This window comes from Paenibacillus campinasensis (genome assembly GCF_002272015.1).
Classification (GTDB): domain Bacteria; phylum Bacillota; class Bacilli; order Paenibacillales; family Paenibacillaceae; genus Paenibacillus_AQ; species Paenibacillus_AQ campinasensis.
The window spans coordinates 1-26,698 of sequence record NZ_NPBY01000083.1 but is presented as its reverse complement, the minus strand read 5'-3'; the positions used below and the strand labels follow the sequence as shown (position 1 = coordinate 26,698).

At 52.9% G+C, this 26,698-nt stretch carries 20 protein-coding genes and 1 other annotated feature; all 20 genes read right to left on the bottom strand.

All coding sequences use genetic code 11. The features are described from left to right. Positions 1 to 3: 3 nt before the first annotated feature. Complete coding sequence (locus CHH67_RS23380; protein ID WP_095267784.1) at positions 4 to 2,670, bottom strand: valine--tRNA ligase; 2,667 nt, start codon at positions 2,668 to 2,670, stop codon at positions 4 to 6. A gap of 104 nt (positions 2,671 to 2,774) precedes the next feature. Continuing rightward, positions 2,775 to 3,064: a binding site (T-box leader), on the bottom strand. 278 nt (positions 3,065 to 3,342) lie between these two features. Next, positions 3,343 to 4,815: a LysM peptidoglycan-binding domain-containing protein gene (locus CHH67_RS23375; protein WP_095267783.1), complete on the bottom strand. Its 1,473-nt coding sequence runs from the start codon at positions 4,813 to 4,815 to the stop codon at positions 3,343 to 3,345. A 123-nt stretch (positions 4,816 to 4,938) separates the two neighbouring features. Further along, positions 4,939 to 5,847, bottom strand: a complete 909-nt coding sequence (locus tag CHH67_RS23370; protein WP_095267782.1) for an RluA family pseudouridine synthase — start codon at positions 5,845 to 5,847, stop codon at positions 4,939 to 4,941. Continuing rightward, positions 5,844 to 7,139 (bottom strand): glutamate-1-semialdehyde 2,1-aminomutase, encoded by a 1,296-nt coding sequence (hemL, locus tag CHH67_RS23365; RefSeq protein WP_095267781.1) that lies wholly within the window; start codon positions 7,137 to 7,139, stop codon positions 5,844 to 5,846. The genes CHH67_RS23370 and hemL overlap by 4 nt, the downstream gene beginning before the upstream one ends. Before the next feature lie 48 nt (positions 7,140 to 7,187). Next, entirely contained in the window at positions 7,188 to 8,183 is a 996-nt protein-coding gene (gene hemB, locus CHH67_RS23360; protein WP_095267780.1) for a porphobilinogen synthase, read from the bottom strand. Positions 8,184 to 8,246: 63 nt separating this feature from the next. Continuing rightward, positions 8,247 to 9,821, bottom strand: a complete 1,575-nt coding sequence (gene cobA, locus CHH67_RS23355; RefSeq protein ID WP_095267779.1) for a uroporphyrinogen-III C-methyltransferase — start codon at positions 9,819 to 9,821, stop codon at positions 8,247 to 8,249. Positions 9,822 to 9,825: 4 nt separating this feature from the next. Then, positions 9,826 to 10,776, bottom strand: a complete 951-nt coding sequence (gene hemC / locus CHH67_RS23350) for a hydroxymethylbilane synthase (protein WP_095267778.1) — start codon at positions 10,774 to 10,776, stop codon at positions 9,826 to 9,828. Between the two features lie 2 nt (positions 10,777 to 10,778). Beyond that, on the bottom strand, positions 10,779 to 11,435 hold the full coding sequence (locus CHH67_RS23345; RefSeq protein ID WP_095267777.1) for a precorrin-2 dehydrogenase/sirohydrochlorin ferrochelatase family protein: 657 nt from the start codon (positions 11,433 to 11,435) through the stop codon (positions 10,779 to 10,781). Between the two features lie 6 nt (positions 11,436 to 11,441). Next, complete coding sequence (gene ccsA / locus CHH67_RS23340; RefSeq protein WP_095267776.1) at positions 11,442 to 12,266, bottom strand: cytochrome c biogenesis protein CcsA; 825 nt, start codon at positions 12,264 to 12,266, stop codon at positions 11,442 to 11,444. A gap of 16 nt (positions 12,267 to 12,282) precedes the next feature. Further along, complete coding sequence (hemA, locus tag CHH67_RS23335; protein ID WP_095267775.1) at positions 12,283 to 13,692, bottom strand: glutamyl-tRNA reductase; 1,410 nt, start codon at positions 13,690 to 13,692, stop codon at positions 12,283 to 12,285. A gap of 328 nt (positions 13,693 to 14,020) precedes the next feature. Beyond that, positions 14,021 to 14,419: an adenosylmethionine decarboxylase gene (speD, locus tag CHH67_RS23330; RefSeq protein WP_095267774.1), complete on the bottom strand. Its 399-nt coding sequence runs from the start codon at positions 14,417 to 14,419 to the stop codon at positions 14,021 to 14,023. Positions 14,420 to 14,849: 430 nt separating this feature from the next. Then, the gene (locus CHH67_RS23325; RefSeq protein WP_095267773.1) at positions 14,850 to 15,440 is read right to left on the bottom strand and encodes a non-ribosomal peptide synthetase module; all 591 of its coding nucleotides are present in this window, start codon (positions 15,438 to 15,440) and stop codon (positions 14,850 to 14,852) included. Between the two features lie 256 nt (positions 15,441 to 15,696). Next, positions 15,697 to 16,314, bottom strand: a complete 618-nt coding sequence (gene yihA, locus CHH67_RS23320; protein WP_095267772.1) for a ribosome biogenesis GTP-binding protein YihA/YsxC — start codon at positions 16,312 to 16,314, stop codon at positions 15,697 to 15,699. Between the two features lie 17 nt (positions 16,315 to 16,331). Further along, entirely contained in the window at positions 16,332 to 18,668 is a 2,337-nt protein-coding gene (lon, locus tag CHH67_RS23315) for an endopeptidase La (protein ID WP_095267771.1), read from the bottom strand. Between the two features lie 84 nt (positions 18,669 to 18,752). Further along, entirely contained in the window at positions 18,753 to 20,504 is a 1,752-nt protein-coding gene (lonB, locus tag CHH67_RS23310; RefSeq protein ID WP_155618591.1) for an ATP-dependent protease LonB, read from the bottom strand. Positions 20,505 to 20,689: 185 nt separating this feature from the next. Then, complete coding sequence (ispG, locus tag CHH67_RS23305; RefSeq protein ID WP_095267769.1) at positions 20,690 to 21,799, bottom strand: flavodoxin-dependent (E)-4-hydroxy-3-methylbut-2-enyl-diphosphate synthase; 1,110 nt, start codon at positions 21,797 to 21,799, stop codon at positions 20,690 to 20,692. 106 nt (positions 21,800 to 21,905) lie between these two features. Beyond that, positions 21,906 to 23,171: an ATP-dependent protease ATP-binding subunit ClpX gene (gene clpX, locus CHH67_RS23300; RefSeq protein WP_095267768.1), complete on the bottom strand. Its 1,266-nt coding sequence runs from the start codon at positions 23,169 to 23,171 to the stop codon at positions 21,906 to 21,908. 14 nt (positions 23,172 to 23,185) lie between these two features. After that, positions 23,186 to 23,776 (bottom strand): ATP-dependent Clp endopeptidase proteolytic subunit ClpP, encoded by a 591-nt coding sequence (gene clpP, locus CHH67_RS23295; RefSeq protein ID WP_095267767.1) that lies wholly within the window; start codon positions 23,774 to 23,776, stop codon positions 23,186 to 23,188. Positions 23,777 to 24,047: 271 nt separating this feature from the next. Then, positions 24,048 to 25,367, bottom strand: a complete 1,320-nt coding sequence (gene tig, locus CHH67_RS23290; RefSeq protein WP_095267766.1) for a trigger factor — start codon at positions 25,365 to 25,367, stop codon at positions 24,048 to 24,050. 145 nt (positions 25,368 to 25,512) lie between these two features. After that, positions 25,513 to 26,349, bottom strand: coding sequence for a hypothetical protein (locus CHH67_RS23285; protein ID WP_095267765.1), 837 nt, complete (start codon positions 26,347 to 26,349; stop codon positions 25,513 to 25,515). Positions 26,350 to 26,698: the final 349 nt, after the last annotated feature.

Here is a 26,698-nt window from a genome sequence, read left to right as displayed (position 1 = left end):
CCGTTAGCCCCTCAATTCTTCGATGCGGGCAATTACTTTGCTGCGTTTGTCAGAATAGTCTGCCAGTTTGGCACGTTCTTCTTCAATTACCTTTGCAGGCGCCTTCGATACAAAGCCCGGATTGCCCAGCTTCTTCTCAACACGCTCGACTTCGCTGTTCAAATGCTCGATTTCCTTCTCCAGACGGGCAATCTCCTGGGCGATGTCAATCAGACCCGCCAGCGGGAGGAACAGCTCTGCTCCTGTGACAACAGCGGTCATCGCTTTATCCGGCGCTTCCAGCGAAACGGAGGAACGATAGTCCGAGGTGTTGCAGAAACGACGAATATAGTCGGCATTTCGCTCGATAATGTTGTAGGTATGCTCATCCACCGGCTTCAGCTGCAGCTCGATTTTTTTGCTCATCGGAACGTTCACTTCAGCGCGGATGTTACGCACGGCACGAATCACGTCCATCAGCAGGTTCATTTCGGACACCGCCTCCGCATGCTCCAAAGCTGGGTCATACTCCGGCCAAGCCGCCAGCATGATCGTTTCGCCTTCATGCGGCAGATGCTGCCAGATTTCCTCCGAGATGAACGGCATGAACGGATGAATCAAGCGCATCGTCCGGTCCAGAACATAGACAAGCACGGACTGAGTCTTCTTCTTGGCTGCTTGATCCTCGCCGTAAAGAGACAGCTTCGCAAACTCGATATACCAGTCGCACAGATCATCCCAGATAAAGTTATAGAGCAGTCGACCGGTTTCGCCAAACTCGTAGGCATCTATTAGACGCGTAATGTCGCGTGAAGTTTCGTTCAGGCGGTGAAGAATCCAGCGGTCCGCTGTGCCGAGCTCGCCGGAAATATCGATATCTTCCACCTTGAACCCTTCCAGGTTCATCAGCGCAAACCGTGAAGCGTTCCAGATCTTGTTCGCAAAATTCCGCGCCTGCTCGACACGCTCCCAGCGGAATCTAAGATCCTGACCAGGCGTAATGCCGGTAGAGATCATATAGCGCATCGCATCCGCGCCATAGCGCTCGATCACATCCAGCGGATCAACCCCGTTGCCGAGTGACTTGGACATCTTCTTGCCTTCCGCATCGCGGACGAGACCGTGCATAAGCACGTCCTTGAACGGAATCTGCTCCGTAAATTCCAGCGCGGTGAAAATCATGCGTGCCACCCAGAAATAAATGATGTCATATCCGGTTACCAGCACATCGGTTGGGTAATAACGCTTGAAATCTTCGGTCTGTTCCGGCCAGCCCAGCGTGGAGAACGGCCACAGCGCCGAACTGAACCACGTATCCAGCACGTCCTCATCCTGCTTCAGCTGGCTGCTTCCGCATTTCGAGCAGGCCTGGAGATCCTCGCGGGACACATGCAGCTCACCGCAGTCCTCGCAATACCACGCCGGAATCCGGTGTCCCCACCACAGCTGTCTAGAAATACACCAGTCGCGGACATTTTCGATCCATTGCAGATATGTTTTCTCGAACCGTTCCGGGACAAAATGAACGCCTTTCCCGGATTTCTGTGCTGCAATGGCTTGTTCGGCCAGCGGCTTCATTTTAACGAACCATTGGGTGGACAGATACGGCTCAACAACGGCGCCAGAGCGCTCGCTATGGCCAACCTGATGAACGTGATCCTCAATTTTCACCAGCACGCCGGCTTCCTTCAGATCGTTCACGATCTGCTTCCGGCATTCGCTGCGGTCCAGCCCCTGGTACTTGCCTGCAAATTCATTCATCGTACCCGATTCATCCATCACGATGATTTGCGGAAGATTGTGGCGAAGTCCCATCTCGAAGTCGTTCGGATCATGCGCAGGCGTAATCTTTACCGCACCGCTGCCGAATTCCTTCTCCACGTATTCGTCGGCAATAACCGGAATTTCGCGGCCGACAATCGGCAGCACCAGCGTCTTGCCGATCATATCCTTGTAGCGCTCATCCTTCGGATGAACGGCCACGGCCGTATCCCCAAGCATGGTCTCCGGACGCGTAGTCGCCACCGTAATGCTGCCGCTGCCGTCCTTAAGCGGATAGGTCAGGTGATATAAATGCCCTTGCACTTCTTTATATTCAACTTCGATGTCAGACAACGCCGTGCGCGCTGCCGGGTCCCAGTTGATGATATATTTCCCGCGGTAGATCAAGCCTTTCTCATACAGCTTGACAAACACTTCGCGAACCGCTTTGGACAATCCCTCGTCCAATGTGAAGCGCTCCCTGGAATAGTCGAGAGACAACCCCATTTTCGACCACTGCTCACGAATCGTATCGGCATACTGCCCCTTCCATTCCCATACCTTCTCTAGGAATTTCTCCCGTCCCAGATCATGACGGCTGATTCCGCTCTCACGAAGCTTCTGCTCAACCTTCGTCTGGGTGGCGATGCCCGCATGGTCCGATCCCGGCAGCCACAGCGCATCATAGCCCTGCATCCGCTTCACCCGGATCAAAATGTCCTGAAGGGTAAAGTCCAGCGCATGGCCAATATGCAGCATCCCGGTTACGTTAGGCGGGGGAATAACAATCGTAAAAGGCTTGGCGTCGGGACGTTGTCCCGCTCGAAAGAAGCCGCCTTCCTTCCAGTACGGATACCATTTCTGTTCAGCTGCCTTCGGATCATACGTCGTCGGCATCTGGTTTGTTGCCTGATTTTCTTTGAGCTCCATGTTTGTACCTCCGTTATTGTTAATCATCATTGCCAAGCTGAAATGTTTTCATAAAGCCCGGCTGAACCATTTCTGCAAGCAAAAACAAAAAAAGTCTTTCGTCCTCAAAGGACGAAAGACTGTGCTCTCGCGGTACCACCTTTGTTTCGCGGTGACTTCGTTTCAAAGATTGGACTTATCCACTAAAAGACTGTCAACACGACACTTTATACAGGTAACGGCTGCAGCCGGCATGCTCTACACTCACGGACGGGACTTCCGCCATGTACTACGATTCAAGCATGCAACTCCCGGGTGACTGTTCGCAAAAGCCGTTGCCTGCGGAATCTCACAGCGTACACAATCCCGCTCTCTGAAGGTCAGCCTTCCTACTTCTCCCGTTCATCGTCATTATTCTTTGAAACTTCTGTGCTTCATTATATTCCAATATTAACGTGCTTGTTCCATATAGTCAATATTTCGAGTATTTCCGAGCCCAAAGCTCTGTATACCTATGTAAAAATAGCGATAATCATCTTCCTGGCCATATATGCCTCTATCCGACAAATCTAGACATTTTCATGCGGCACTTGCATCAGGAGCCTCGTGCGCAAATGCAGCAAGCAGCAGACCAAGGAGCCTATCCCCTTGACCTGCTGCTGTGCGGCGCTCCCCCATATGGTGTGACTTCTATTACTGAGGGATATATAAAACCTGACCTTCTTCGATTGTTTGCTCGGACATCCGGTTATACAGCAGCAGCTCCCGCGGCGTTAACTGATAGCGCTCGGCAATCAGCTCCAGCGTCTCTTCACGCTGCACGATGCACATTCTTACTTTGCGGAACGGCGATTCTTCCTGTCTGCTGCCCAAAAACAGGCTCTTCCACTGCACATCCTCCGCTGCCGATGTCTCCGCCGTTTCCTCCACCATTTCTTCCTCTTCACGGGCCAGCGCTTCGTCCTGATCCTGAACGGTCCGGCTCGATTGCAGCAGCGAGGAGAAGCCCAGGTTTTCACCGCTTGGCTTGTCGCTCGTCTTCGTGGTGAAGGCTACCTTCGGTTCAGGTCTGGCTTGAACCTCTTCCTCCTGAATCGAAGATGCTTCCGGGGCGCTGTTATCAGCCGAATAGGCCTCCAGCGACTGGTTCACTTCAGCCTGACTCGACTCCAGCACTGGCAGCTGATCCGATTCCGGCTGGCGATCGGTTAAGCCAGGAAAAACGGAGGCTTGTTCTTCCGGCGCCTGCTCAGGTTGAGCCCCGCGCTCAAACTGCCATACACTCGGGAATGACGGCTCAGCTTCAGGTTCGGCAGCCCCCTCCTTATGTAAGGCAGGCTCCGCTGCATCGCCGAAATTCTGGGCAAAAGCTTCTGTTGGCTGCGCGGCTTCCCCAAACGGTTCTGCCCGGCTTGCCTCTTCTTCCTGAGCTGCCTGAGCTTGAGCTGCCTGCTCAAACGATTGATCCACCTCAGGCCAAGCCGGTATTCCACCGCTGCCAGCCTGTATTTGCTGTCCTTCCTGCTCTGCCTGCAGACGAATCTGACGCTCATACTCGGCCCAGGAAGCCAAATATTGATCGGTGCGGTTCTCTCCGGCAGGTTCAGCCTCAATAACACGGTCGTGAATCGGTTCGCCGTGTCCCGCCTCAGGCTGTGATGCAGCAGATGAAGAGCCCGGCTCTGAATCGAATTGGCTTAGCTTCAAGTAGGTCTCAGCTGCCTCCTGCTCTGCTTGGTCGGGAGCATGTACCACGGTAAATTCCTCGCCGCTCCAGGAAGCTTCGCGCGTCTGCTTCGCAGCAGCCTGAATGCCTTTCAATGACAGTACGCCGGTAATGTTAAGGCTGCGTTTGGACAGTAGATCCACATCGAAATTCTCGATCTCAACAGCAATGTCATCCAGCGAAGACACGCGGTTTAGAGGCACGGTAATTTCAACCGGAATCCAATGCTCCAGCGGCTCCGTTTCCCCCGCTTCACTATCGCCTTTATACAATCCGGCCAATAGCAAATGGCCTCGAAGCGTCGCCTGGTCCTGCTGGCTGATCACCTGAATGTGAGGGATCAATTCGGCCTCTTCTAGTTCATCGATTCCCGGCAAATCTTCCGCTAAATTGATTCTTTCGTAAATATCAAACCGCAATCCGTAGGACTGGTCAAACACGGGAATGTCCTCCTTTCGGCATATACTATCCGTGAAGCTGTCCCTCACGGCATGAGCCCATTTTTGCCACTCAACTTATCTATATGCCGAAAATAGAAGAGCATGACTTTTTTGACGATAGAACTAGGAAAGAAACAAGCTGTCCTCTTTCAGCCGTAACATATCCTCCGGCCACGGAGCTAACACCTCAATCTGCTCTCCGGTTAACGGGTGAGCGAAGATCAAGCGTTCACCATGCAGCGCCTGTCTGCCGAACGGTTTGGCATTGCCGCCATACAGCGAATCTCCAATCAGCGGATGTCCCATGTGGCTCATATGCACACGAATCTGATGCGTTCTGCCGGTTTCCAGCCGCAGCCGCAGCAGACTGACGCCGCGGCTCCTTTCTACCGACAAGATATGCGTTACCGCTTGCTGCCCGGTGAGAGACACTCGGCGACGGCTGCGGTGATGCCGGTCTTTACCGATCGGCAGATCAATCGTCGTCAATCCATCCTGCACCTGTCCTTGAACGATGGCCGCATAGATACGGGCGATTTTTTTCTCACGCATGTCCTCATCCAGCTTGAGCTGCGCATATTCATTCTTCGCATAGAGCACCGGTCCGGTTGTATCCTTGTCAAGCCGATGGATAGGACGGACGGCCGTATGAAGGCCGGAAGCCTGATAGTACGCCGCAACCGCATGGTTCAGGGTCAGTTCCTCCCCCCCGGTACTATCTCCGTGGACATTGATCCCGGCAGGCTTGTTCGCCACCAGACAGAAATCATCCTCATACAGCACCTCCAGCTCATGCCATACAGGCTCCACGCCATACTCACGATACGGAAAAAGGATCAGCCGCAGCCGATCCCCTCTCCACTCGATCCCCCGCTCATGACGGAGCTTGCGGTACAGCTTCTCAGGCATGCCTACCGTTTCCAGCAGCCACTGACGAGCCGCCTCTTCCCGGTCTGCCTGGCCCGCGATGGACTTGCCGGGGATTAGCTCCAGCCACTCCCCCCGTTTATCCCAGCTTCCCTGATAGCTCATAAGCTTCGGAACGCCTGAGTGCATGCTTCAATCGTAGCGTCGATATCCTGCTCGGTGTGGACGCCGGAAATAAACATGCCCTCAAACTGTGACGGCGGCACGCTGATGCCCTCTTGAATCATCAATGCAAAGTAACGGCGGAACATGTCAAGATCGCTTGTCTTGGCGGTATCAAAGTTCACTACCGGGGTATCGGTGAAGAACGGACACACCATGGAGCCGACCCGATTCACCGACATCGGGATGCCAAACTCCTTCGCCCCTTGCTCGATTCCTGCTTGGAGTCTTGCACCTAATCTCTCAAGGCGGTCATATACTTCAGGCGTCAGCAGCTTCAGCGTCGTGTAGCCTGCCGCCATCGCCAGCGGATTGCCGCTCAGCGTTCCCGCCTGGTAAATTGGCCCTGCCGGAGCGATCTGCTCCATAATCTCACGCTTGCCGCCATATGCGCCGACCGGAAGCCCGCCGCCGATCACCTTGCCAAGACAGGTCAAATCCGGCGTAACATTGTAGCGCCCTTGTGCACTATGAAGCCCTACGCGGAATCCGGTCATCACCTCATCAAAAATCAGCAGGCTGCCGTAATCCGAAGTCAGCTTGCGCAGTCCTTCCAGGAAGCCTTCCGCCGGAGGCACAACGCCCATATTGCCCGCCACCGGTTCCACGATAACAGCCGCAATCTCCTCGCCGAAACGCTCAAACGCCAGCTGAATCGACTCCAGGTCGTTGTAAGGCACGGCGATGGTGTTCGCCGCAACCGTTTCCGGCACGCCGGGGCTGTCCGGAAGTCCCAATGTAGCGATGCCCGAGCCGGCTTTAATGAGCAGACTGTCCGCATGTCCATGATAGGAGCCTTCGAATTTAATAATTTTGCTCCGGCCAGTATAACCACGGGCCAGACGAATCGCACTCATCGTCGCTTCCGTTCCCGAGTTGACCATGCGCACGACTTCAATCGATGGCACCCGTTCGCAAACCAGCTTTGCCATCTCGGTCTCCAGCAAGGTCGGGGCACCGAAGCTTGTCCCCTTCTCCGCCGTTTCCTTCAGCGCTTCAACCACTTCAGGATGGGCATGTCCCATAATAAGCGGGCCCCAAGAGCCTACATAGTCAATAAAGCTGTTTCCGTCGATATCATACACTCGGCTGCCTTCCCCGCGATCCATGTAGATCGGTGTCAAGCCGACGGATTTGAACGCCCGAACCGGACTGTTGACGCCCCCGGGAATATACTGCTTCGCTTCTTCAAAAGCAGAACGCGACAGCTGCTCTTTACGCAAACCTTCACTCATGTCATGCACTCCTAACTGTACTAATAGTAATGAACTACATCGACGACACTAGCGCATCCAGCGGGCCGCATCTTTAGAGAAGTAGGTGATGATGATGTCGGCACCCGCCCGCTTCATGCTGGTCAGCAGTTCCATCACAATCGCTTGTTCGCTGATCCAGCCTTGCTGGGCGGCCGCTTTAATCATCGAATATTCCCCGCTCACATTGTAAGCGACGATGGGCAGATCGAATTGATCGCGAAGCAGCCGGACTACATCAAGATAAGCCATAGCCGGCTTCACCATCAGCATGTCAGCCCCCTCCAGCACGTCGGATTCGGCTTCACGCAGCGCTTCCCTGACGTTGGCCGGATCCATTTGATAGGTTTTGCGGTCGCCAAACTGCGGCGCAGAATCTGCAGCATCGCGAAATGGTCCGTAGAAAGCCGAAGCATATTTGACCGAATATGACATGATCGGTACATTCTCGAAGCCGGCCTCGTCGAGTCCAGCGCGAATGGCCTGGACGAACCCATCCATCATATTGGATGGAGCGATTATGTCGGCCCCGGCCTTCGCCTGGGAAACCGCTGTGCGAGCGAGCAGTTCAAGCGATTCGTCGTTCAGCACATCCCCATGGACATGGCCGTCCCGCTCAAAGGTATGCACCATACCGCAATGGCCATGGTCGGTAAATTCGCACAAGCAGGTGTCGGCAATCACAGTCAAATCCGGATACCATTGCTTGATTAACCGCGTCGCTTCCTGCACGATGCCATTTTCGTCGAATCCGGAGGTCCCTACGCTATCCTTCGTTTCCGGAATGCCAAACAGAAGGACGGCGGGAATTCCGAGCGATACAATCTCGTCTACCTCTGCCTTCAGCGTGTCGAGTGAAAATTGGAACACGCCCGGCATCGAGGAGATTTCCGTGCGAACCCCGCTTCCATAAGATACAAAGATTGGCTGAACCAAATCTTCAACATGCAGCACCGTCTCGCGGACCATGCTTCGAATGCCGGCATTTTGGCGCAGCCGGCGGTGGCGTACGATAGGAAAAGCCATTGGTTATACCTCCAAAAGATGTTGATTTATATTTCACATGCCATAGCGCGCTGCCCGCTCCCGTTATAGGTTGAGCTTCTCCAGCGCCTGAAGGCGTCTCGGATTATCTGCATTCCATTCACACAGCGCCTGCACGAGACTGTCGATGGTAGCTTCATCGGCCGTTCTGCTCACTTGCAGTCCGGCATCCTCGGCAGTCTTCGCCGTCACAGGACCGATGCAGAAAATGCTCGATGATTGCAGCAGCTCCGCCGGACGCTCGACCCCCATGCTCTTCAGCGCTTGAAGCAGGTTGGTCACCGTCGAGGAACTGGTGAACGTTACCGCATGCACCGCCCCTTCCATGAGCAGCTTCATCAGCTCGTCATCATGTTCACCGACAAGCACCGTTTCATACATCACCGCTTCCGTTACGTGCAGCCCAAGCGCTGCCAGCTTCTCCGGCAGCCAGCGGCGGGCCTTGTCTCCTCTCGGCAGCAATACATGCTGCCCGGGAGCAAGCACTGGCCCGTACGCATCAATCAGCCCTTCGGCCTGGAAGCGTTCGGCAAGCACCTCCGCAGCGATGCCCCGCTCCCGCAGTGCCTCTCCCGTAGCAGGCCCCACGGCCACGATCCGCGCTGATGCCAGCGCGCGGATATCTTTGCCGCATGCCTTCAAATGCCGGAAGAAATAATCGACGCCGTTTACGCTGGTGAAGAACACCCAATCATATGTACCGAGCTCTTCCATCGCATGTCTCACGCCGCTTAGCACTTCCTCCGAATCCGGCATAACGGTGTCAATGACAGGATACTCGTACGGCTCACCGCCGAGCTCCTCGATTCGGGATACGAGCGCGCTGGCCTGACTGCGCGCGCGCGTAACCAGGATGCGTTTGCCGAACAGCGGCAGATGCTCCGCCCATTGCAGCTTCTCTCGCTGATGCACCACCTCGCCTACAACGATAACGGCAGGCGGCTGAAAATCAGCCGCCTTCACTCGCTCCTCGATATCCGCCAGCGTGCCCACCAGCGTATCCTGCTCCGCCCGTGTGCCCCACCGGATCAACGCAACCGGCGTAGCCGGCGATCTGCCGTGCTTGATCAGCTGCTGGCTGATGTAACCGATTTTCGCAACGCCCATCATAAAAATCAGCGTGCCAGTGGCGTTCGTCACTTTGTCCCACTGGATCATTCGGTCCAGCTTGTCCGGGCTCTCATGCCCCGTAATAATTGACAGGGAGGAGGCAAGATCACGATGCGTAACCGGAATACCGGCATACGCCGGAACGCTGATCGACGAGGTGATCCCCGGGACAATCTCATAAGGAATGCCCAGCTGCCGCAGCAGCTCGGCTTCCTCTCCGACCCGGCCGAAAATGGTAGGATCTCCGCCCTTCAGCCGCACCACAACCTTCCCTTCAAGGGCAAGGTCGGCCAGCAAACGATTGATTTCCTCCTGCTTCATCGTATGCCTGTCCGGCAGCTTTCCGACATACACCTTCTGTGTTCCCGGCCTTGCCCATCCGAGCAGCCGCGGACTAGCCAGCCTGTCATAAACGATGGCATCCGCCTTCTCAATGCATTCCTTGCCTTTGATCGTGATCAGCCGGGCATCCCCCGGTCCTGCACCTACCAAATACACCTTGCCAGCCATCCGATCATCCCCTAACTTGCGCCAGTATCTTCTCCGCTCCCTTGGCCTTCAGCTTCTCAGCCACTTCCATCCCGAGCGCTTCGGGATCCGTTCCCTCCGCACATTCCTTCAGGATGATATCGCCTTCCGGTGAGCCAACCATTCCTGTTAATTGTATGATGTTTCCGTCTCCAAGGGAATCCCCGGTTTTCAGCACGGCATAAGCTCCGATCGGCACCTGGCAGCCGCCATTGAGCTCGCTCAGAAATCTTCGCTCTGCCGCCACCGTCCGTGCCGTAGCCTCATCGTTATATAACGCGAGCAGCTGCAGCAGCTCCTGGTCATCCTCGCGGCATTCAATGCCAAGCGCCCCTTGTCCGACAGCAGGCAGGCTGATCTCCACCGGCAGATAAGAAGTCACCCTGTCTTCCCAGCCCATCCGCTGCAGGCCTGCTGTAGCAAGAATAATCGCATCATACTCGCCTTCCTCCAGCTTGCGAAGACGGGAATCGATATTCCCGCGAATCCATTCAACCTGCAGGTCAGGCCGGTAAGCCTTAAGCTGGCTTGAGCGACGAAGGCTGCTTGTCCCGACTTTCGCGCCTTGCGGAAGATCATCAAGGGTTCCACCGACCTTGGAGATCAGACAGTCTCTCGGATCCTTCCGCACAGGCACCGCACCGGACGTAAGCCCTTCCGGCAGAACGGACGGCATATCCTTCATGCTGTGGACGGCCATATCAATCTCGCCGTCCAGCATAGCCTGCTCAATCTCTTTGACAAACAAGCCTTTGCCTCCGACCTTGGACAATGTCACATCCAGAATGCGGTCTCCCTTCGTGACAATTTTCTTCACTTCGAATTCGTATTCCAGCCCTTGCTCCTTCGCGATCCGTTTCAAATCATCAATCACGTGCCCGGTTTGGGTAAGCGCAAGCGCGCTTTGCCTGCTGCCCACTACAATTGTTCGCGTCATATCTATTCCTCCCGATTCTGTTCAATCCATTGCTTGATCTTATCCGGGTCCCACGGGGCATTGGCATTGTCCCCCCGCCGAATCTCCTCGAGTATATCCAGGCGGTACAGCTTGTGGAGCAAACGTCTTCGCTGCTCCGGCAACTCCACCTCATCTTTAATAGCGGTACGCATCCTATATAGGAAATCAAGATACGCTTCATATTCCTCCCCGAACTGATGCTCCAGCTGCTCCTTGATCGTTACGGAAGCCATCGGTCCAGCTCCTGAAGTCGCGATGGCCACAGTCAATCTTCCCCGCCGAAGCACCGCGGGATTGGTAAATGACCCGGAGCTGCCTTTGCTCGCCACATTCACAAGAATGCCCAGCCGATCCGCATCCGCCGCAATTTTGGCGTTTACGTCGGGGGCATCCGTCGCCGCATGCACAAGAAAGGCCCCGTTCAGGTCGCCTTCCCTGTAGGCCCGGGCCTTCCATTCAATAGAACCGTCATCTGCCCACCCGGCGAGACGGGCGCTCTTGAGCAAGGGGCTGATCACACACAGCCTTGCCCCCGCCTCCCGCAATGCAGAAGCTTTGCGCTCCGCCACCTTCCCGCCGCCAATAATCAGACAGAGCCTTCCTTCACAGTTTAGCATCACCGGAAGCTCATAAGCCATCTATCATCACACTCCCGCCCAGCTGTGAAAATTGGACCAGGCATTCAGGAAAAAGTTCAGAACGATGAATCCATAACCTACCAATGCCCATAACGCTGCTTGTTTCCCCGTATACTTCCACAGCCTTCGCTTCATAAAATAAACCATATACATCCCAAGCGCAATCAGCGTTGTCAGCACCTTGATATCCGTCAGCAGAGACCAGCGCCCTGCAGAGGCTACCGACACCACAGCCAGCGCAAGTGAGCCGACCAATATCCATGTTCCAATGATCAGCGCCCGGTAGCTGTACAGATCAAGCATCTCCAGACTGGGCAGACGGCGAATTGTATCATTCCACTGCTTCACCTTCAGCTTCCGGTGCAGGAACATATACATGGCCGCAAACACCGCACCGACCGTAAGCGCGGCAAAACTGATACTGGCCAGCCCGATATGCAACAGCAGCAAGCGCTGCTCGGTCTCCCAGCTCGTCAATACGTTGTTTCCCTCCGAGATCCACTGCCGATTAAGCAGCATGACGGCAAAACCGACGATATTCATCAGTAGAATCGCATACTCGGATTTGTTCAGCCAGTGAAATGCCAATGATATAACAGCGATGCTGAACGCCAGCAGCAGCAAAAAGTCCGAAGGCGTTGATACCGGAAAATGTCCCTCGGTCATCGCCCGCAAGCCGATGCCCGCTGCCAGAAGCAGCGATGTAATGACAAGAAGCCCTGTGCCTATCCGCTTCGCCACCGGATTGCGCGATACGCAATCCGAGATATAAAACAGAAGGCTCAGGGCATAGATACAAATGCCGGTATTATAAATGAGGTTTAACAGCATATCGCCGCTCACCACCTTACAGCGTGGCCGGGGACAGAGACACCTTGACCGGTTTCTCCTCCGCCTGTGCATCCGCAGTGTTTGAGGATACGGCTTGTGCAGAAGAAGCTTTGGCATTCAGCTTCGAGCGGCTGGCTGCACCTTGTTCGTTCTCCTGGATCAGCTCCTCCAGGGCAAAGATATGGGTAAAGTAATCCAGCGCTTCCGTTCCATGCTTGCCGCCTGTCATTTCCTTGATCCGGTTAATCGGGTCATGCATCATCTGGTTTACGATGCTTTTGGTCAGACGACGGATGACTTTCCGCTGACGTTCATCCAGCTCAGGCAGCTTGTTGAACAGGCTCGTTAACGTTTCTTCATGAATGCTGCTCGCCTTATCCTGAAGTGCCCGGATCGCCGGTCTCACACCCATCATTCTAAGCCAGGAATGGAAGGCTTCGATCTCTTCCTGAATCATAACTTCAATCTTGGCCGCTTCGGCACGCCGCATCTCCATATTCGTCTCGACAATCCCTTCCAGATCGTCAATATCATACAGAAATACATCGGTCAGCTCGCCTACAGCGGGATCAATGTCACGCGGAACAGCAATATCGATCATAAACAGCGGCCGCGACGGGCGTTTCTTCATCGCTTCCTTCACCCGCTCCGGAACGAGCACATATTCATTGGCCCCGGTGGAGCTGATCACAATATCAATATCATGCAAAGCACGGGTAGCTTCATCGATCGTGCAGGCTTTCCCGTCAAACTTGAGGGCCAGTTCCTGTGCCCGGGCAAGCGTACGGTTGGCCACAACCACTTCAGCCGCTCCGTTCGCATACAGATGCTTGACGGTCAGTTCACTCATTTTGCCAGCGCCGAGAATGAGCACTTTCTTATTGTGGAACGAGCCGAAGATCCTCTTGCCGAGCTCCACGGCTGCATAACTTACAGATACTGCGCTTTCCCCGATCGATGTCTCCGAGTGCGCGCGCTTGCCCAGCGTGACCGCTTGTTTAAAGAGCATGTTGAACCAGGTCCCTGTCGCCTGCTCCTTCTGGGACGTCAGAAAGGCGCTGCGGACCTGCCCTAGAATCTGGGTCTCCCCAATCACCATGGAATCGAGGCCGCAAGCAACCTTGAACAGATGAGAGATCGCCTGCTCATCTTCATATATATATAAATATTGCGTAAATGCTTCACGATTGATGCCGAACCACTGCTCCATAAAGCTGCGAATAAAATATCCGCACATATGCAGACGGTCAACCACCACATAAATCTCTGTGCGATTGCAAGTAGCGACAATGACGCCCTCCAATACGCTTTTGGTCGACTTCAGCTGCTTCAACGCCTCGGGCAGCTCTTCCTCCGAAAATGCAAAGCGTTCTCTGACTTCCACAGGCGCTGTGCGATAGTTCAAGCCGACAACGATAATGTGCATTGCATTTCACCTGCCTATATCTCAAGTTGGCTAACCATTTGTGAATCTAATAGGACAACTTAACCTCGTTCATTATATCACATTGAACATTAGAGCCTGGTCCATTTTATGAAATGTTTATGAAATCCCCATACTCTTCATCCTTGCCTGTGCGCTCGGATACAGACACTTTCTTACTATTGTTGTTCTATTCGGATGGAGATATACCGTTTAATTACCCATTGTTCCTTTATGTATTCAAAGGCTTGTCTACGCCCGGTCCGCAAAAATAAATAACCATGGAAAACTCCATGGTTATTGTATACTCATCATCAATTAAAGGCCTATCTTACACCAGTTCGGCCTGCTTCATTTCCGGCGTTTCAACCGTCATTTCGCCAAGTCCCCGAACAAGCTTCTTCGCATAGCATTTTTCAGGTTTCAAAACGGATACCAGGTAGTCAATAGCCAATTGCGGATCTACCGTCTCCCCGCAGGTGTAACAGTCAATCGCAGCAAAACCTCTCTCAGGATACGTATGAATCGAGAGATGGCTTTCCGACAGCAATACAAGCACCGTAGCGCCTTGTGGCTCAAATTGCTTGGATTGGACGGATAATACCGTTGCTCCACAGGCTTCAGCGGCTTCCACCATCTGAGCTTGTAAAAATTCTGCACTGTTCAATAATTCAAAGTCGACTCCCCAAGTATCAACAGCAACGTGTCTTCCGAAAGTTGAGTACTCCATCTTCCGGGTTCCCCCTTCCTAGGAATAAAATGTTTGAAAATTTCATCCGCTAGGACCTACGTCATTCACTTCCCGAGGGAATAATCTCTCGCAACATTACATGTCCTGAGTGAATCCTGGTTCCTATATTGTTTTCAACGAGATTAAAAATAACATCTATAGCGGCGAAATGCAACACCTTTTTCAAAAAATGTCCCATATTTATTTCACAGCTCAATATATGATGCCATCAGCGGAAAAGTGTACAATATCGAGCCCGTCTTTATCGCCTTCAGCAAGCGCCGGATAACCATGCTCTGCATGGCCATTGCCGCCATAAAAAAGACCTTAAACCCCACTGAACCGTGGTGTCCAAGGTCTGTTCGCCTGCCAATCGGAAAGAAGGTTATCCGCCGACTTCGAGACGACTTGCGAGCCTGCCGCTTGCCAATCAGGCTTCCAGCACGAACAACCGCTGATTATAGCTTCGCAGCTGCTCATCAATCTGCATTACCCGACTCCGGTCGCTGCCCGCTATAATCCGCGCGTCAAGAAGCTCATTAATATGCCGGTGAATCCGCTCGATCTCTTTCTCCGCCTCTGTACTGTTAAACAGACGCTGCAGTTCTCCAGCCGTATTCTTGTATTCATATATGACGATGCTGTCATTTCCAGCAACCTGGGTGATTCTCTGCACGATCCCGTTCAGGTATTCATAGCTCATTACGAAGCCGTGATACACCCGATTCACTGTGCCCGAGCCTTTATAGGCCGCAAACAGCTTTCGTACGGCATTGGTCAACCTAGGAGCGGCCAATCGGCACGACAGCTCACAGATATACAAGCCATTTCTGCGCTCGAAGGGCAAATGAACTTCTTCCCCGCTCTCGTCTTCGAGCACGATCTCCTGCTCTCCGGCATCCAATACTTTCACCCGGCAACTTACCCGGAAAGCACTGGTACACTTCAGAAATTGATCCATTTGAACATCCGGCATTTGCATCGTGGCATTTACATACTCTGTGGCTAACCGCTGAGCCATAAAAATCTCCCTCAATTCTTTTAACAATCCTTAGTAACATTATACTGCACACCATGGATGTCTTTCCTGCCTGCCAGACGAGAATATTCATCATATTTCATAAAAAAACGGTTTGAGCGCGTTTCCAGCTCATATTTCCACTAAGATGCTCACTTTCCTATAAAGAAAACACCGTTATCCTGCTGAACCCTTGAGAAAGGGTCCAGAAGATCCGGTGCTGCATAAAGATGGTATGAGATTCATCACGCTTGTCTTATTAAGAGGTTGGCGCTTCGGACTGATCGTCTCCAGCACCGATTCTCGACTCGATGACCTCCCACAATTCATCCTTGCCAAGCCCTGTCTCCGACGAGAACATGACCAGGGAGTGATAAGGCTTGAAGCCAAGCGTCTCTTTTACAATTTTAATATGCTTGGGCCATTTTGTTTTCGGGATCTTGTCCGCTTTTGTGGCCACAACACAGACCGGACGATCATAATGCTGCAGCCATTCATACATGCTGATATCATCCTTGGAAGGCGGATGTCTCATATCCACCACCAGCAGCACAAGCTTGAGCTCCTCGCGGTTCAGCAGATACTTCTCAATCATCACGCCGAACTGCGCCCGCTGTGCCTTGGATACCTTGGCGTACCCATAGCCCGGAAAATCAACAAAGTACAGATCATCGTTAACACGGTAATAGTTCAATTGCTGTGTCTTTCCCGGCGTAGCGCTGGCTCTCGCCAGATTCTTACGGGATATCAAACGGTTGATCAGCGACGACTTGCCCACATTGGAACGCCCTGCCAGAGCAATCTCCGGCAAGGCGTCATCTGGGTATTGAGCAGGACCTACAGCACTAACCACAAATTCGCTTTTTGTTACTTTCATATATCAGGGCTTCCTCTCTAGTGAACTCCCGCCTGCTCTACGAGTGCATGCTCGAGCACCTGATCCATATGGGACACAGGGACGAACTCAACATCATTTTTCACGCTGTCGGGAATGTCCCGCAAATCCCTCTCGTTATCTTTGGGGAGCAGTATTTTTTTGTAGCCGGCCCGGTGGGCAGCCAGTGACTTTTCCTTTAATCCGCCGATCGGAAGCACGCGCCCGCGCAGCGTGATTTCACCGGTCATCGCCACATCCCGTGCGACATGCCGCTTCGTTAATGATGAGATAAGCGCCGTCGCGATGGTGATGCCCGCCGAAGGTCCGTCCTTCGGAATCGCACCTTCAGGAATATGGATATGGACATCCAGCTTCTCATGGAAATCAGGGTCAATCCCCAGCTCTGTCGCCTTGGATCTTGTGTAACTGAATGCAGCCTGAGCCGACTCCTTCATCACATCGCCCAGCTTCCCGGTCAAGGTCAGCTTGCCGGTACCCGGAACGACGGTGACCTCAATGGTGAGCGTCTCGCCGCCGACCTCTGTCCAGGCCAGCCCCGTTACAGTTCCGACCTGATCTTCGAGCTCCGCCATACCGTAGCGGAATTTCGGAATGCCTAAATAATCCTTGATGTCGTCAGCGTGGATCGCGATCGATTCCGACTCGTTCGTAACGATACTCTTCGCCGCTTTCCGGCACAGCGCCGCAATCTGCTGCTCAAGATTACGTACACCCGATTCCCGAGTGTACTCACGAATCACTTTCAGCAGCGCTTCCTCGTCCAGCTCCAGCTGTTCAGGCTGCAGCCCGTGCTCTTTCTTCTGCTTCGGCAGCAGATAGCGCGTGGCGATCTGCAGCTTCTCCAGCTCGGTATAACCCGGAATGTACAGCACTTCCATACGGTCGAGCAGCGGCCGGGGAATGTTGTGCAGCGCATTCGCTGTCGTTACAAACATCACCTGGGACAGGTCGAACGGAATTTCAATGAAATGATCGCTAAAGGTGTTGTTCTGTTCAGGGTCCAGCACCTCCAGCAGCGCTGCAGACGGATCCCCGCGGAAATCCGAAGCCATCTTGTCGATTTCATCCAGCAGAAATACAGGGTTCAGGGAGCCGGCTGTTTTCATTCCCTGGATGATGCGTCCCGGCATTGCTCCAACATACGTCCGGCGATGACCTCTGATCTCAGCCTCGTCCCGAACCCCGCCGAGCGAGATACGCACGAACTTGCGCTCAAGCGATCTTGCGATCGAACGGGCGAGGGAGGTCTTACCTACCCCTGGCGGACCTACAAGGCAGAGAATCGGCCCCTTCATCTTCTTCACAAGCTTCTGAACAGCCAGATATTCGAGCACACGCTCCTTCGGCTTCTCCAAACCGTAGTGATCCTCATCCAGCACTTGCTCCGCCTTGTTGATATCCAGATCATCCTCTGTTGTATACGTCCAAGGCAGCGCCAGCAGCCAATCGACATAGTTCCGGATCACGCCGCCTTCGGCCGAGCTGGCTGGCATTTTCTCAAGGCGATCGATTTCCTTCTCGATCTTCTCGTGCACCACTTCCGGAAGCTCCATCTCCTGCAGCTGGCTGCGGAGCTCCTCAACTTCGCCGGCACGGCCTTCCTTATCGCCTAGCTCCTTCTGGATCGCTTTCATCTGCTCGCGCAGATAATACTCCTTCTGCGTCTTCTCCATCTGTTTCTTGACGCGCTGATTGATCTTGCGTTCCAGCTCGAGCACTTCGCGCTCATTGTTCAGAATATCCAGCAGCTTCTCCAGACGTTTACGAACGTCTATTGTTTCAAGAATCTCCTGCTTATCCTTGATCTTTAATGACAGATGGCTTGTAATGACATCCGCTAGACGTCCCGGTTCATCAATATCGGAAACGGCCGCCAAAGTTTCCGGCGTAACCTTCTTGGACAAATTGATATAGTTCTCGAACTGTGACAGCACGGTCCGCATCAAAGCGGAAACTTCAGGGTCATTGTTGTCTGCTTCAGGCAGTTCCCGGGCAATGACTTCGTAGTATTCCTCTTGATCCGTATATTCAATAATCTCCGCACGTTCCATCCCTTCCACCAGGACACGAATGGTTCCGTTTGGAAGCTTCAGCATCTGCCTTACATTTGCGACTGTACCAATTCGAAAAATATCCTCTTGCGTCGGCTCTTCAATGTTCACTTCCGATTGAGAACACAGGAGAATCAAATTGTCTTCCACCATCGCTTTTTCTAATGCCTTTACCGATTTCTCCCGCCCGACATCCAGGTGAAGCACCATGCTAGGATAGACGAGCAGACCTCTTAAAGGCAGTAAAGGAAAACGACGACCTTTGGATTTACTGGGTCCCATCGCTTTCGCACCTCCAATGGCTCTCAATGTTGACACTATTTCTATTTTATCAAATCTGCGTATAAAAAACCAACCGCTTGGGCATTAGCAGCTGCCTGCGTCCGTGATTTGGCCGCTGTGAGGAGGCGTGGCCTGAAGCAGGGAAGCCGATGCGGGCGGATACGCCTCATTAGCCGGAAGCTGAATGACGTCAGCTTTCAGCTCGCCGCCAAACACATGAGAGAACACTTCTTCCACCGACTCCACAGGAATAACCTGAAGCCCCTGCAAGTCTTCGAACAGTGTCTGCCAATTGTCTTTCGGGATAATCACGCGCGTCGCTCCTGCCTGAAATGCGGCCTCTACCTTGGCAATGACACCGCCAATCGGTTTCACCCTGCCGTGAATACTGATCTCGCCGGTCATCGCCACCATGTTGTCAATCTCAATGTTACGCAGCGCCGACACGATAGCCGTTGCCATGGCAATGCCGGCCGATGGACCGTCAATCGGCGTACCTCCCGGGAAGTTGATATGCAGATCATAGTCCTTCGGACGGAAGCCCATTGAGCTGAGCACGGTCAGCACGTTTTCGATCGAGCCCTTGGCCATGCTTTTCCGGCGAAGCTTCCGCGCCCCGCCTCCGAATTCCTCTTCATCCACCACGCCGGTAATATTAAAGGTCCCCTTTCCTTTATCGGCAGGAACGGCGGAAACTTCAATCTCCAGCAGTGCCCCCATATTCGGACCGTACACGGCCAGCCCATTCACAAGGCCAACCTGAGGCTTGTCAGGCACTTTGCGATCGGGGCGGGGCTGCAGCTGACTGCTGCTCGCCACCCATTCCACATCCGATGCACGAAGCGAATCTCTTTTCTCTGTAAGCGCAAGCCCTGCAGCCAATTGGATCATGTTGACGGCCTCCCGCCCATTCGTACAGAAACGCTTCACAACCTCCACCGCTTCCGGGCAAGGCTTCAAGCCGATCTTTTGAATGGCGTCCTCGGCGATCTGTCCGATCTCATCGGGAAGCAGCGGACGAAAGAAGATTTCCATACAACGCGAACGAAGCGCAGGCGCAATCTCTTCCGGTGAACGGGTAGTGGCACCGACCAGACGGAAATCCGCAGGCAAACCGTTCTGAAAAATATCGTGGATGTACGCCGGTGTATTGGCATCCTCAGAATTATAATATGCGCTCTCCAGCAATACTTTGCGATCCTCAAGCACTTTTAACAGCTTATTCATCTGGATCGGGTGCAGTTCACCGATTTCGTCGATGAACAAGATGCCGCCATGCGCCTTGGTGACCGCTCCCGGCTTCGGCTGCGGAATGCCGGCTACGCCCATCGCTCCGGCTCCCTGGTAGATCGGATCATGCACGGAGCCGATCAAAGGGTCGGCAATGCCTCTTTCGTCAAACCGGGCTGTCGTGGCATCAATTTCCGTAAATTTGGCATCGGATTTGAACGGAGACAGCGGATTTTTCTTCGCTTCCTCCATCACGACACGCGCTGCGGCCGTCTTCCCGACGCCGGGCGGCCCATACACAATGACATGCTGCGGGTTGGCGCTGCAGAGCGCGGCCTTGAGTGCACGCAGTCCATCCTTTTGTCCGATAATATCCTCCATGCTCTGAGGTCTTGTTTTTTCGGCAAGCGGCTTTGTCAGTGAAACAGACCGGAGCTTGCGAAGTTTGTCGAGCTCCTTGCGCGACTCCCGGTCCACCGCTGTTTTACTCGTTTTCTGCCCTCGGAGCAAATTCCAAAAATAAATGCCGATGACCACTGCAAAAAACAGCTGAACCAGCATAATGACTATACTCAGATTCACAAGACATTCCTCCTGTTTCTCCATATTCTTCAAGCAACTTTCGTCAATACATGGTAGTATTGCCGATTACGCTTCCGGTAAAACGCACAGAGGAATTCCGAATCAAAAAAGACGACCTTCGGTCTGAACCGAAGGTCGTCTGCAGCAGTGAACTACGCTGCAAAATATGTCGTTGGCAAAAGCCAGCGCAGATACATAAAGCGCCTATTTTACACGGTGGACTTGTGTTTGCGGCCCGGGATTTCTCCCGTTTCCTCATACACTTTCACGATATGGTCAATTTCCTTCTTCAGTTCCTCGACCATCGTCTCTTCCGGAACTTTCCGGATCATTTCCCCATAACGGAACAACAGCCCTTCTCCGCGAGCACCCGCAATCCCGATGTCGGCCTCTCTCGCTTCGCCCGGTCCGTTGACGGCACAGCCAAGCACGGATACCTTGATCGGCACCTTCAGCTTGGATATATATTCTTCAACCTCGTTGGCGATAGAGAACAGATCAATATCCAAGCGTCCGCAAGTCGGACAGGAAACAAGCGTCGGAGCATCCGAAATGAGACCAAACGACTTCAGAAGCTCGCGTCCCACCTTCACTTCCTCCACCGGATCCGCACTGAGCGAGATGCGCATCGTATTGCCGATTCCGAGCGACAGAAGCGCGCCTAGCCCGGCGGCGCTTTTCACGGTTCCGGCGAACAGCGTGCCCGCCTCCGTAATGCCGAGATGCAGCGGATATGGAATGACCTCGGCAGCTTTCGTATAGGCCGCTATCGCCATCGGAACATCTGAAGCCTTGAGCGATACGATAATATCGTGAAAATCAAGCTCCTCCAGAATGCCGATATGATACAGCGCACTCTCTACCATCGCTTCCGGAGTTGGGTAACCGTACTTCTCCAGCAGATGATTCTCCAGCGAGCCAGCATTCACCCCGATCCGAATCGGAATGCCTTTCTCCTTGCATGCCTTAACCACTGCTTCAACCTTCTCACGACGGCCAATATTGCCCGGATTGATCCGGACCTTGTCGATGCCGTTCTCGATCGCCAGCAGTGCCAGCTTATAATTGAAGTGAATATCGGCGACAAGAGGAATGTGAATCCGTTTCTTGATCTCCTTGATTGCCGCAGCAGCTTCCTCATTGTTTACCGTAACCCGGACGATCTGACAACCTGCTTCCTCCAGCCGTAAAATTTCAGCGACCGTTGCTTCCACATCCGCGGTTTTGGTGGTGCACATGCTTTGGATGATGACTTCGTTGTTTCCCCCTATTGTGAGATTCCCCACTTTGACGGGCCGTGTGTCCTGTCTCAAAAACATGATACGATCTCTCCCGTATACGCCAAAGCTCCACTCCTTCCCATAACTTGAGCGGGCGGAGTGGAGAACTGGCGCTGATTTATAACGCGTCTATAGCAAGGATCGCTTAGGCGCTTTCTTCCTGTTTGTTGTCATTCTGATCGTCCTTGGACTGAAGCTCAGGAATGACTTTATCCTTAACAACTTGTTCCGTAATGACACATTCGGTAATGTCTTCTCTCGAAGGGACCTCATACATCACATCAAGCATAATGCCTTCAATGATGGAACGAAGTCCGCGAGCACCGGTATTGCGCTTGATCGCTTCGCGGGCAATCGCTTCGAGCGCCGCTGGCTCAAATTTGAGGTCGACGTTGTCAAGCTCAAGCAGCTTCTGATATTGCTTGGTGAGCGCGTTCTTCGGCTCGGACAGAATCCGAACGAGCGTCTGCTCATCAAGCGGCTCCAGCGTGGACACGACTGGCAAACGGCCTACGAACTCCGGAATGAGACCGAATTTCAGCAGGTCTTCAGGAAGCACCATCGTCAGGTATTCACCCGGCTTCAGATCCTTCTGACCTTCGCCTGATGCGTTGAAGCCAATGACTTTTTTGCCGATCCGGCGCTTGATATACTGCTCGAGGCCGTCAAAGGCACCGCCGCAGATGAACAGAATGTTGGTCGTGTCGATCTGAATGAATTCCTGATGCGGATGTTTGCGTCCGCCTTGAGGAGGAACAGAGGCTACCGTTCCTTCCAGAATCTTCAGGAGTGCCTGCTGTACACCTTCCCCGGACACGTCGCGCGTAATGGACGGGTTCTCGGATTTACGTGCCACCTTATCAATTTCGTCGATATAGATAATGCCGCGTTCCGCTTTCTCCACATCATAATCGGCAGCCTGAATAAGCTTGAGCAGAATGTTCTCTACATCCTCGCCGACGTATCCAGCCTCCGTAAGTGAAGTTGCATCCGCAATAGCAAACGGAACATTCAAAATTTTGGCCATCGTCTGGGCCAGGAGTGTTTTACCCGAACCAGTCGGTCCCAGCAGCAAAATGTTACTCTTCTGCAGTTCAACATCCTCGATCTTGCTCTGGGTGTTGATCCGCTTGTAGTGGTTGTATACCGCTACAGAAAGCGACTTCTTGGCCTGCTCCTGTCCGATGACGTATTGATCGAGAATATCGCGGATCTCGCGCGGTTTCGGAATGTCCTTGAGATCCACTTCCTCCTCATGCCCGAGCTCCTCTTCCACGATCTCCGAGCACAAGTCGATGCATTCGTCACATATATAAACGCCGGGCCCCGCAACAAGCTTACGGACCTGCTCCTGCGACTTGCCGCAGAAAGAGCATTTCAACTGCCCTTTGTCATCATTAAATTTAAACATGCATTTACCACCCCTTAGGATTTAATCGGTGAAGACAGAACTTCGTCAATAATTCCGTATGCCTTCGCTTCCTCCGCACTCATAAAGAAGTCGCGGTCTGTATCGCGTTCGATTTTTTCAAGGGGCTGACCGGTACGCTCCACATAGATTTGGTTCAACTTCTGTCTGGTCTTGATGATCCAATCCGCGTGAATCTGAATATCGGATGCCTGACCTTGAATGCCACCGAGCGGTTGGTGAATCATCACTTCGCTGTTCTCAAGAGCATACCGTTTTCCCGGAGCTCCAGCTGTGAGCAGCAGCGACCCCATGCTGGCGGCCATGCCGACGCAAATGGTGGACACATCAGGCTTGATTAACTGCATCGTATCGTATATACCCATCCCGGCCGTTACCGAACCGCCAGGAGAATTAATGTACAAATGGATGTCTTTTTCCGGATCTTCCGCAGCCAGAAACAACAGCTGGGCAATAACAAGATTGGCAACATCGTCATCGATCGCATTGCTGAGGAAGATGATGCGGTCCTTCAGCAATCTCGAGTAGATATCGTAAGATCTTTCGCCTCTGCTGGTTTGCTCTACAACCATAGGTACAAGACTCATGCGACCAACCTTCTTTCCTTGAAAAATAAACTTTTGCGTTACAAGGGTATTCTAACACGTTCAAAGCACGATGTCATTTTTTAACCCTGATTACATTCTATGAACTTCCCGAGGAATATATCCTGCCAACTTGTCTCATTATGTATGCCGAATAAAGATATCCAATTCATGTCGAAATTAGGATCAATTTGGATATTCTTGGTTAAAAATAAGGCACGCATAAATGTACGTGCCTTATCCTGTATAAAGCAGCTTCGGCAGCTGCCGGGTATTATTCTTCAGTAGCGGTTGCTTCTTTAGCAGGACCTTCTACGCTGTTTTCCAACAGGAAGTCGATCGTTTTGCGAAGAAGCAGTTCTTCACGAAGGCTGTCAAGGGAACCGTTAGCGGCAAGAATGCTGCGGATTTCATCGGCAGAACGCTTGTAGGTATCAGCCATGTTATCCAGTTCCTTGTTGATTTCCTCTTCGGTTACTTCCAGCTTCTCTTCCTTGGCAATTTGCTCAAGCACAAGGTTGTTGCGAACGCGCTTCTCAGCATCGTCCTTCATCTGTCCTTGCAGGTCCGCCTGGGACTGCCCGGAGAAGCTGAGGAACATTTCGAGGTTCATGCCTTGTTGACGAAGACGGTTGTCGAAATCGCGCATCATGTTCTGAACTTCGGAATCGATCATCGCTTGAGGAATTTCCACCTCAGCGTTAGCCGCAGCTTTCTCTACAGCTTCGTTCTCGCGAACGCCTTGAGCCTCTTGCTCTTTGCGAGTCAGCAGCTGCTTCTTAAGATCTTCCTTGTACTCGTCCAGCGTATCGAATTCACTAACGTCTTTAGCGAACTCGTCATCCAGTTCAGGAAGCTGCTTGCGCTTGATTTCATGAACCTTCACTTTGAATACAGCTTGCTTGCCAGCCAGATCTTCGGCATGGTAGTTCTCAGGGAATGTCACTTCAACATCCTTGAAATCTCCCGTTGCCATACCGATCACTTGATCTTCAAAGCCTGGAATGAAGCTGTTGCTTCCAAGCTCGAGGGAGTAGCGCTCAGCTTGTCCGCCTTCAAAAGGAACGCCGTCAACCGAACCGTCAAAATCAATCACGACGATGTCACCGGAAACCGCTGCGCCTTCATCGATGACAGCCAGCTCAGCATGACGCTGCTGCAGACGCTCCAGCTCTTGGGTCAACTCTTCCTCAGAAACCTCGGCCTTGACAGCGGCAACCTCGATGCCTTTGTAATCGCCAAGCTTCACTTCAGGCTTCACAATCACTTTTGCTTTGAACTTGAAGGCTTGGCCTTTCGCGAACTGCTCGATTTCCACTTCAGGGCGATCCACCGGGAAGATGTCTGTCTGTTCTACAGCTTCGCTGTATACTTCAGGAAGCAGGATGTCGATCGCGTCCTGATACAGGCTTTCCACTCCGAAACGAGCTTCGAAGATCGAACGAGGCACTTTACCCTTACGGAATCCAGGAACACTCGCTTTTTTCACTACTTTATTAAAGGCTTTGTCGAGGGCGGACGCAACGCGCTCCGCTTCAACCTCAACGTCAAGAACGCCAAGGTTCTTCTCTATTTTTTCCCAAGTTGCTTTCATTTATGCTTTCCCCTCCAAAATAATTCACGTGGTTGGCGCAATCAGGTATCACGTACCGAATAACCACTATAGTATAAACAACATTATCACCTTTTTCAAGGGTAACCCCTTGCCGGCCGATACCGTAAACGTTTACCAATATAATCTAGTCGTCCATGCCTGCCGCCACAAATTCCTTGAGAGACCGATAGGCCTGCTCATATCGGAAACGCATGGTGTCCGTTATCCCGTACAGCGGCCGAATCTCCTCTTCGCTGCGGATGCCCTTCAGGCTCTCTGATACAATGTCATGCAGCGCCGCCGCCCAGATGTCCAGCGACGAATCGTCTTCCTCGAGCATGGAGGCATAATCTGCCGTACCGTATACCGCCATGACGAACTGGGACCAGAGCTCTTGGGCGAAATAAAATAATGTCGGCTCATGCACTTCAGTCTGATCAGCCACGCGCTCGAGAATCCGAGTAATCGCCAGCGGAAATTCGCTCGGGGTTAACGGCACCGTATCGATATCGATCTCGGCCGGTTCATGTCCCCGCGTAATGACCACACTTCCCTCCGCGCCGCGCTTGCGCAGCGTCTGAAGCACGCGGAACTGCAGCAGCGGATGAAGCGGCGTCTCTTTCAGCCACGTGACAAGCGCCTCGTCGATTTCCGGCCGATCCAGGTAAGCCAGCTGCTCCAAAGCCAGGATCGTCTGCTCGGTTAACGGGCCGTTCATCACGGAAGCCAGCAGCTTATCCGTATATCCCGGGTCTTGGGCAACTTTATCGCTGACCATTCTCCGGGTGATTTCCTCTTCGTCGGAATCCTCCTCGATGTCCTGCCCGAGATCCCCCTGCAGCCCGGCTGATTCGGGAAAAGCAGCCTCCAGCCACTCCAGCAGCGCCTCCCACTCCTGGTAGTGACGTTCGTTCTGCCCGCCGCATTTCAGCAAAAACCGAAGGATTTCCATGGCCTCCCCGTATCGTTCGTTTTCCAGCATCACCGTCAGCTGAATCTGATAAAAGTCCAGCGTTTTCGGAAACAGGATGACGTTTTTATCCTCATGTGCTGGGGAGTTTGCGTCCTTGATAAGGACACCTCCTTTCCAATCCCGTTTTTCATAATTTTAGATTATAGCATATGTGCTCCAAGTAAAAAAACAAGGAGGTCACGAGCCCGCTGCGCCGAGGAAAAATCATAAATTTTCATCTTAGGTCAAGGAAAGCAGCGAGCCTTGTGCTATCCTTTCGCCCCCTCTCTTCATTATCATCCAATTCGCTTTCTCTAAAACTTTTTTGTTGAATTTTCCACGCCCATATGTTAGTATATTTTTTGCTTGAAAAAATTGT

Coding starts and splice junctions, on each gene's coding strand:
- CHH67_RS23380 (WP_095267784.1), bottom strand. CDS start 2,670: ATGGAGCTCAAAGAAAATCAGGCAACAAACCAGATGCCGACGACGTAT.
- CHH67_RS23370 (WP_095267782.1), bottom strand. CDS start 5,847: ATGAGCTATCAGGGAAGCTGGGATAAACGGGGGGAGTGGCTGGAGCTA.
- hemL (WP_095267781.1), bottom strand. CDS start 7,139: ATGAGTGAAGGTTTGCGTAAAGAGCAGCTGTCGCGTTCTGCTTTTGAA.
- hemB (WP_095267780.1), bottom strand. CDS start 8,183: ATGGCTTTTCCTATCGTACGCCACCGCCGGCTGCGCCAAAATGCCGGC.
- cobA (WP_095267779.1), bottom strand. CDS start 9,821: ATGGCTGGCAAGGTGTATTTGGTAGGTGCAGGACCGGGGGATGCCCGG.
- hemC (WP_095267778.1), bottom strand. CDS start 10,776: ATGACGCGAACAATTGTAGTGGGCAGCAGGCAAAGCGCGCTTGCGCTT.
- CHH67_RS23345 (WP_095267777.1), bottom strand. CDS start 11,435: ATGGCTTATGAGCTTCCGGTGATGCTAAACTGTGAAGGAAGGCTCTGT.
- ccsA (WP_095267776.1), bottom strand. CDS start 12,266: ATGCTGTTAAACCTCATTTATAATACCGGCATTTGTATCTATGCCCTG.
- hemA (WP_095267775.1), bottom strand. CDS start 13,692: ATGCACATTATCGTTGTCGGCTTGAACTATCGCACAGCGCCTGTGGAA.
- speD (WP_095267774.1), bottom strand. CDS start 14,419: ATGGAGTACTCAACTTTCGGAAGACACGTTGCTGTTGATACTTGGGGA.
- CHH67_RS23325 (WP_095267773.1), bottom strand. CDS start 15,440: ATGGCTCAGCGGTTAGCCACAGAGTATGTAAATGCCACGATGCAAATG.
- yihA (WP_095267772.1), bottom strand. CDS start 16,314: ATGAAAGTAACAAAAAGCGAATTTGTGGTTAGTGCTGTAGGTCCTGCT.
- lon (WP_095267771.1), bottom strand. CDS start 18,668: ATGGGACCCAGTAAATCCAAAGGTCGTCGTTTTCCTTTACTGCCTTTA.
- lonB (WP_155618591.1), bottom strand. CDS start 20,504: ATGGAGAAACAGGAGGAATGTCTTGTGAATCTGAGTATAGTCATTATG.
- ispG (WP_095267769.1), bottom strand. CDS start 21,799: ATGTTTTTGAGACAGGACACACGGCCCGTCAAAGTGGGGAATCTCACA.
- clpX (WP_095267768.1), bottom strand. CDS start 23,171: ATGTTTAAATTTAATGATGACAAAGGGCAGTTGAAATGCTCTTTCTGC.
- clpP (WP_095267767.1), bottom strand. CDS start 23,776: ATGAGTCTTGTACCTATGGTTGTAGAGCAAACCAGCAGAGGCGAAAGA.
- tig (WP_095267766.1), bottom strand. CDS start 25,367: ATGAAAGCAACTTGGGAAAAAATAGAGAAGAACCTTGGCGTTCTTGAC.
- CHH67_RS23285 (WP_095267765.1), bottom strand. CDS start 26,349: ATGCTGGAAAACGAACGATACGGGGAGGCCATGGAAATCCTTCGGTTT.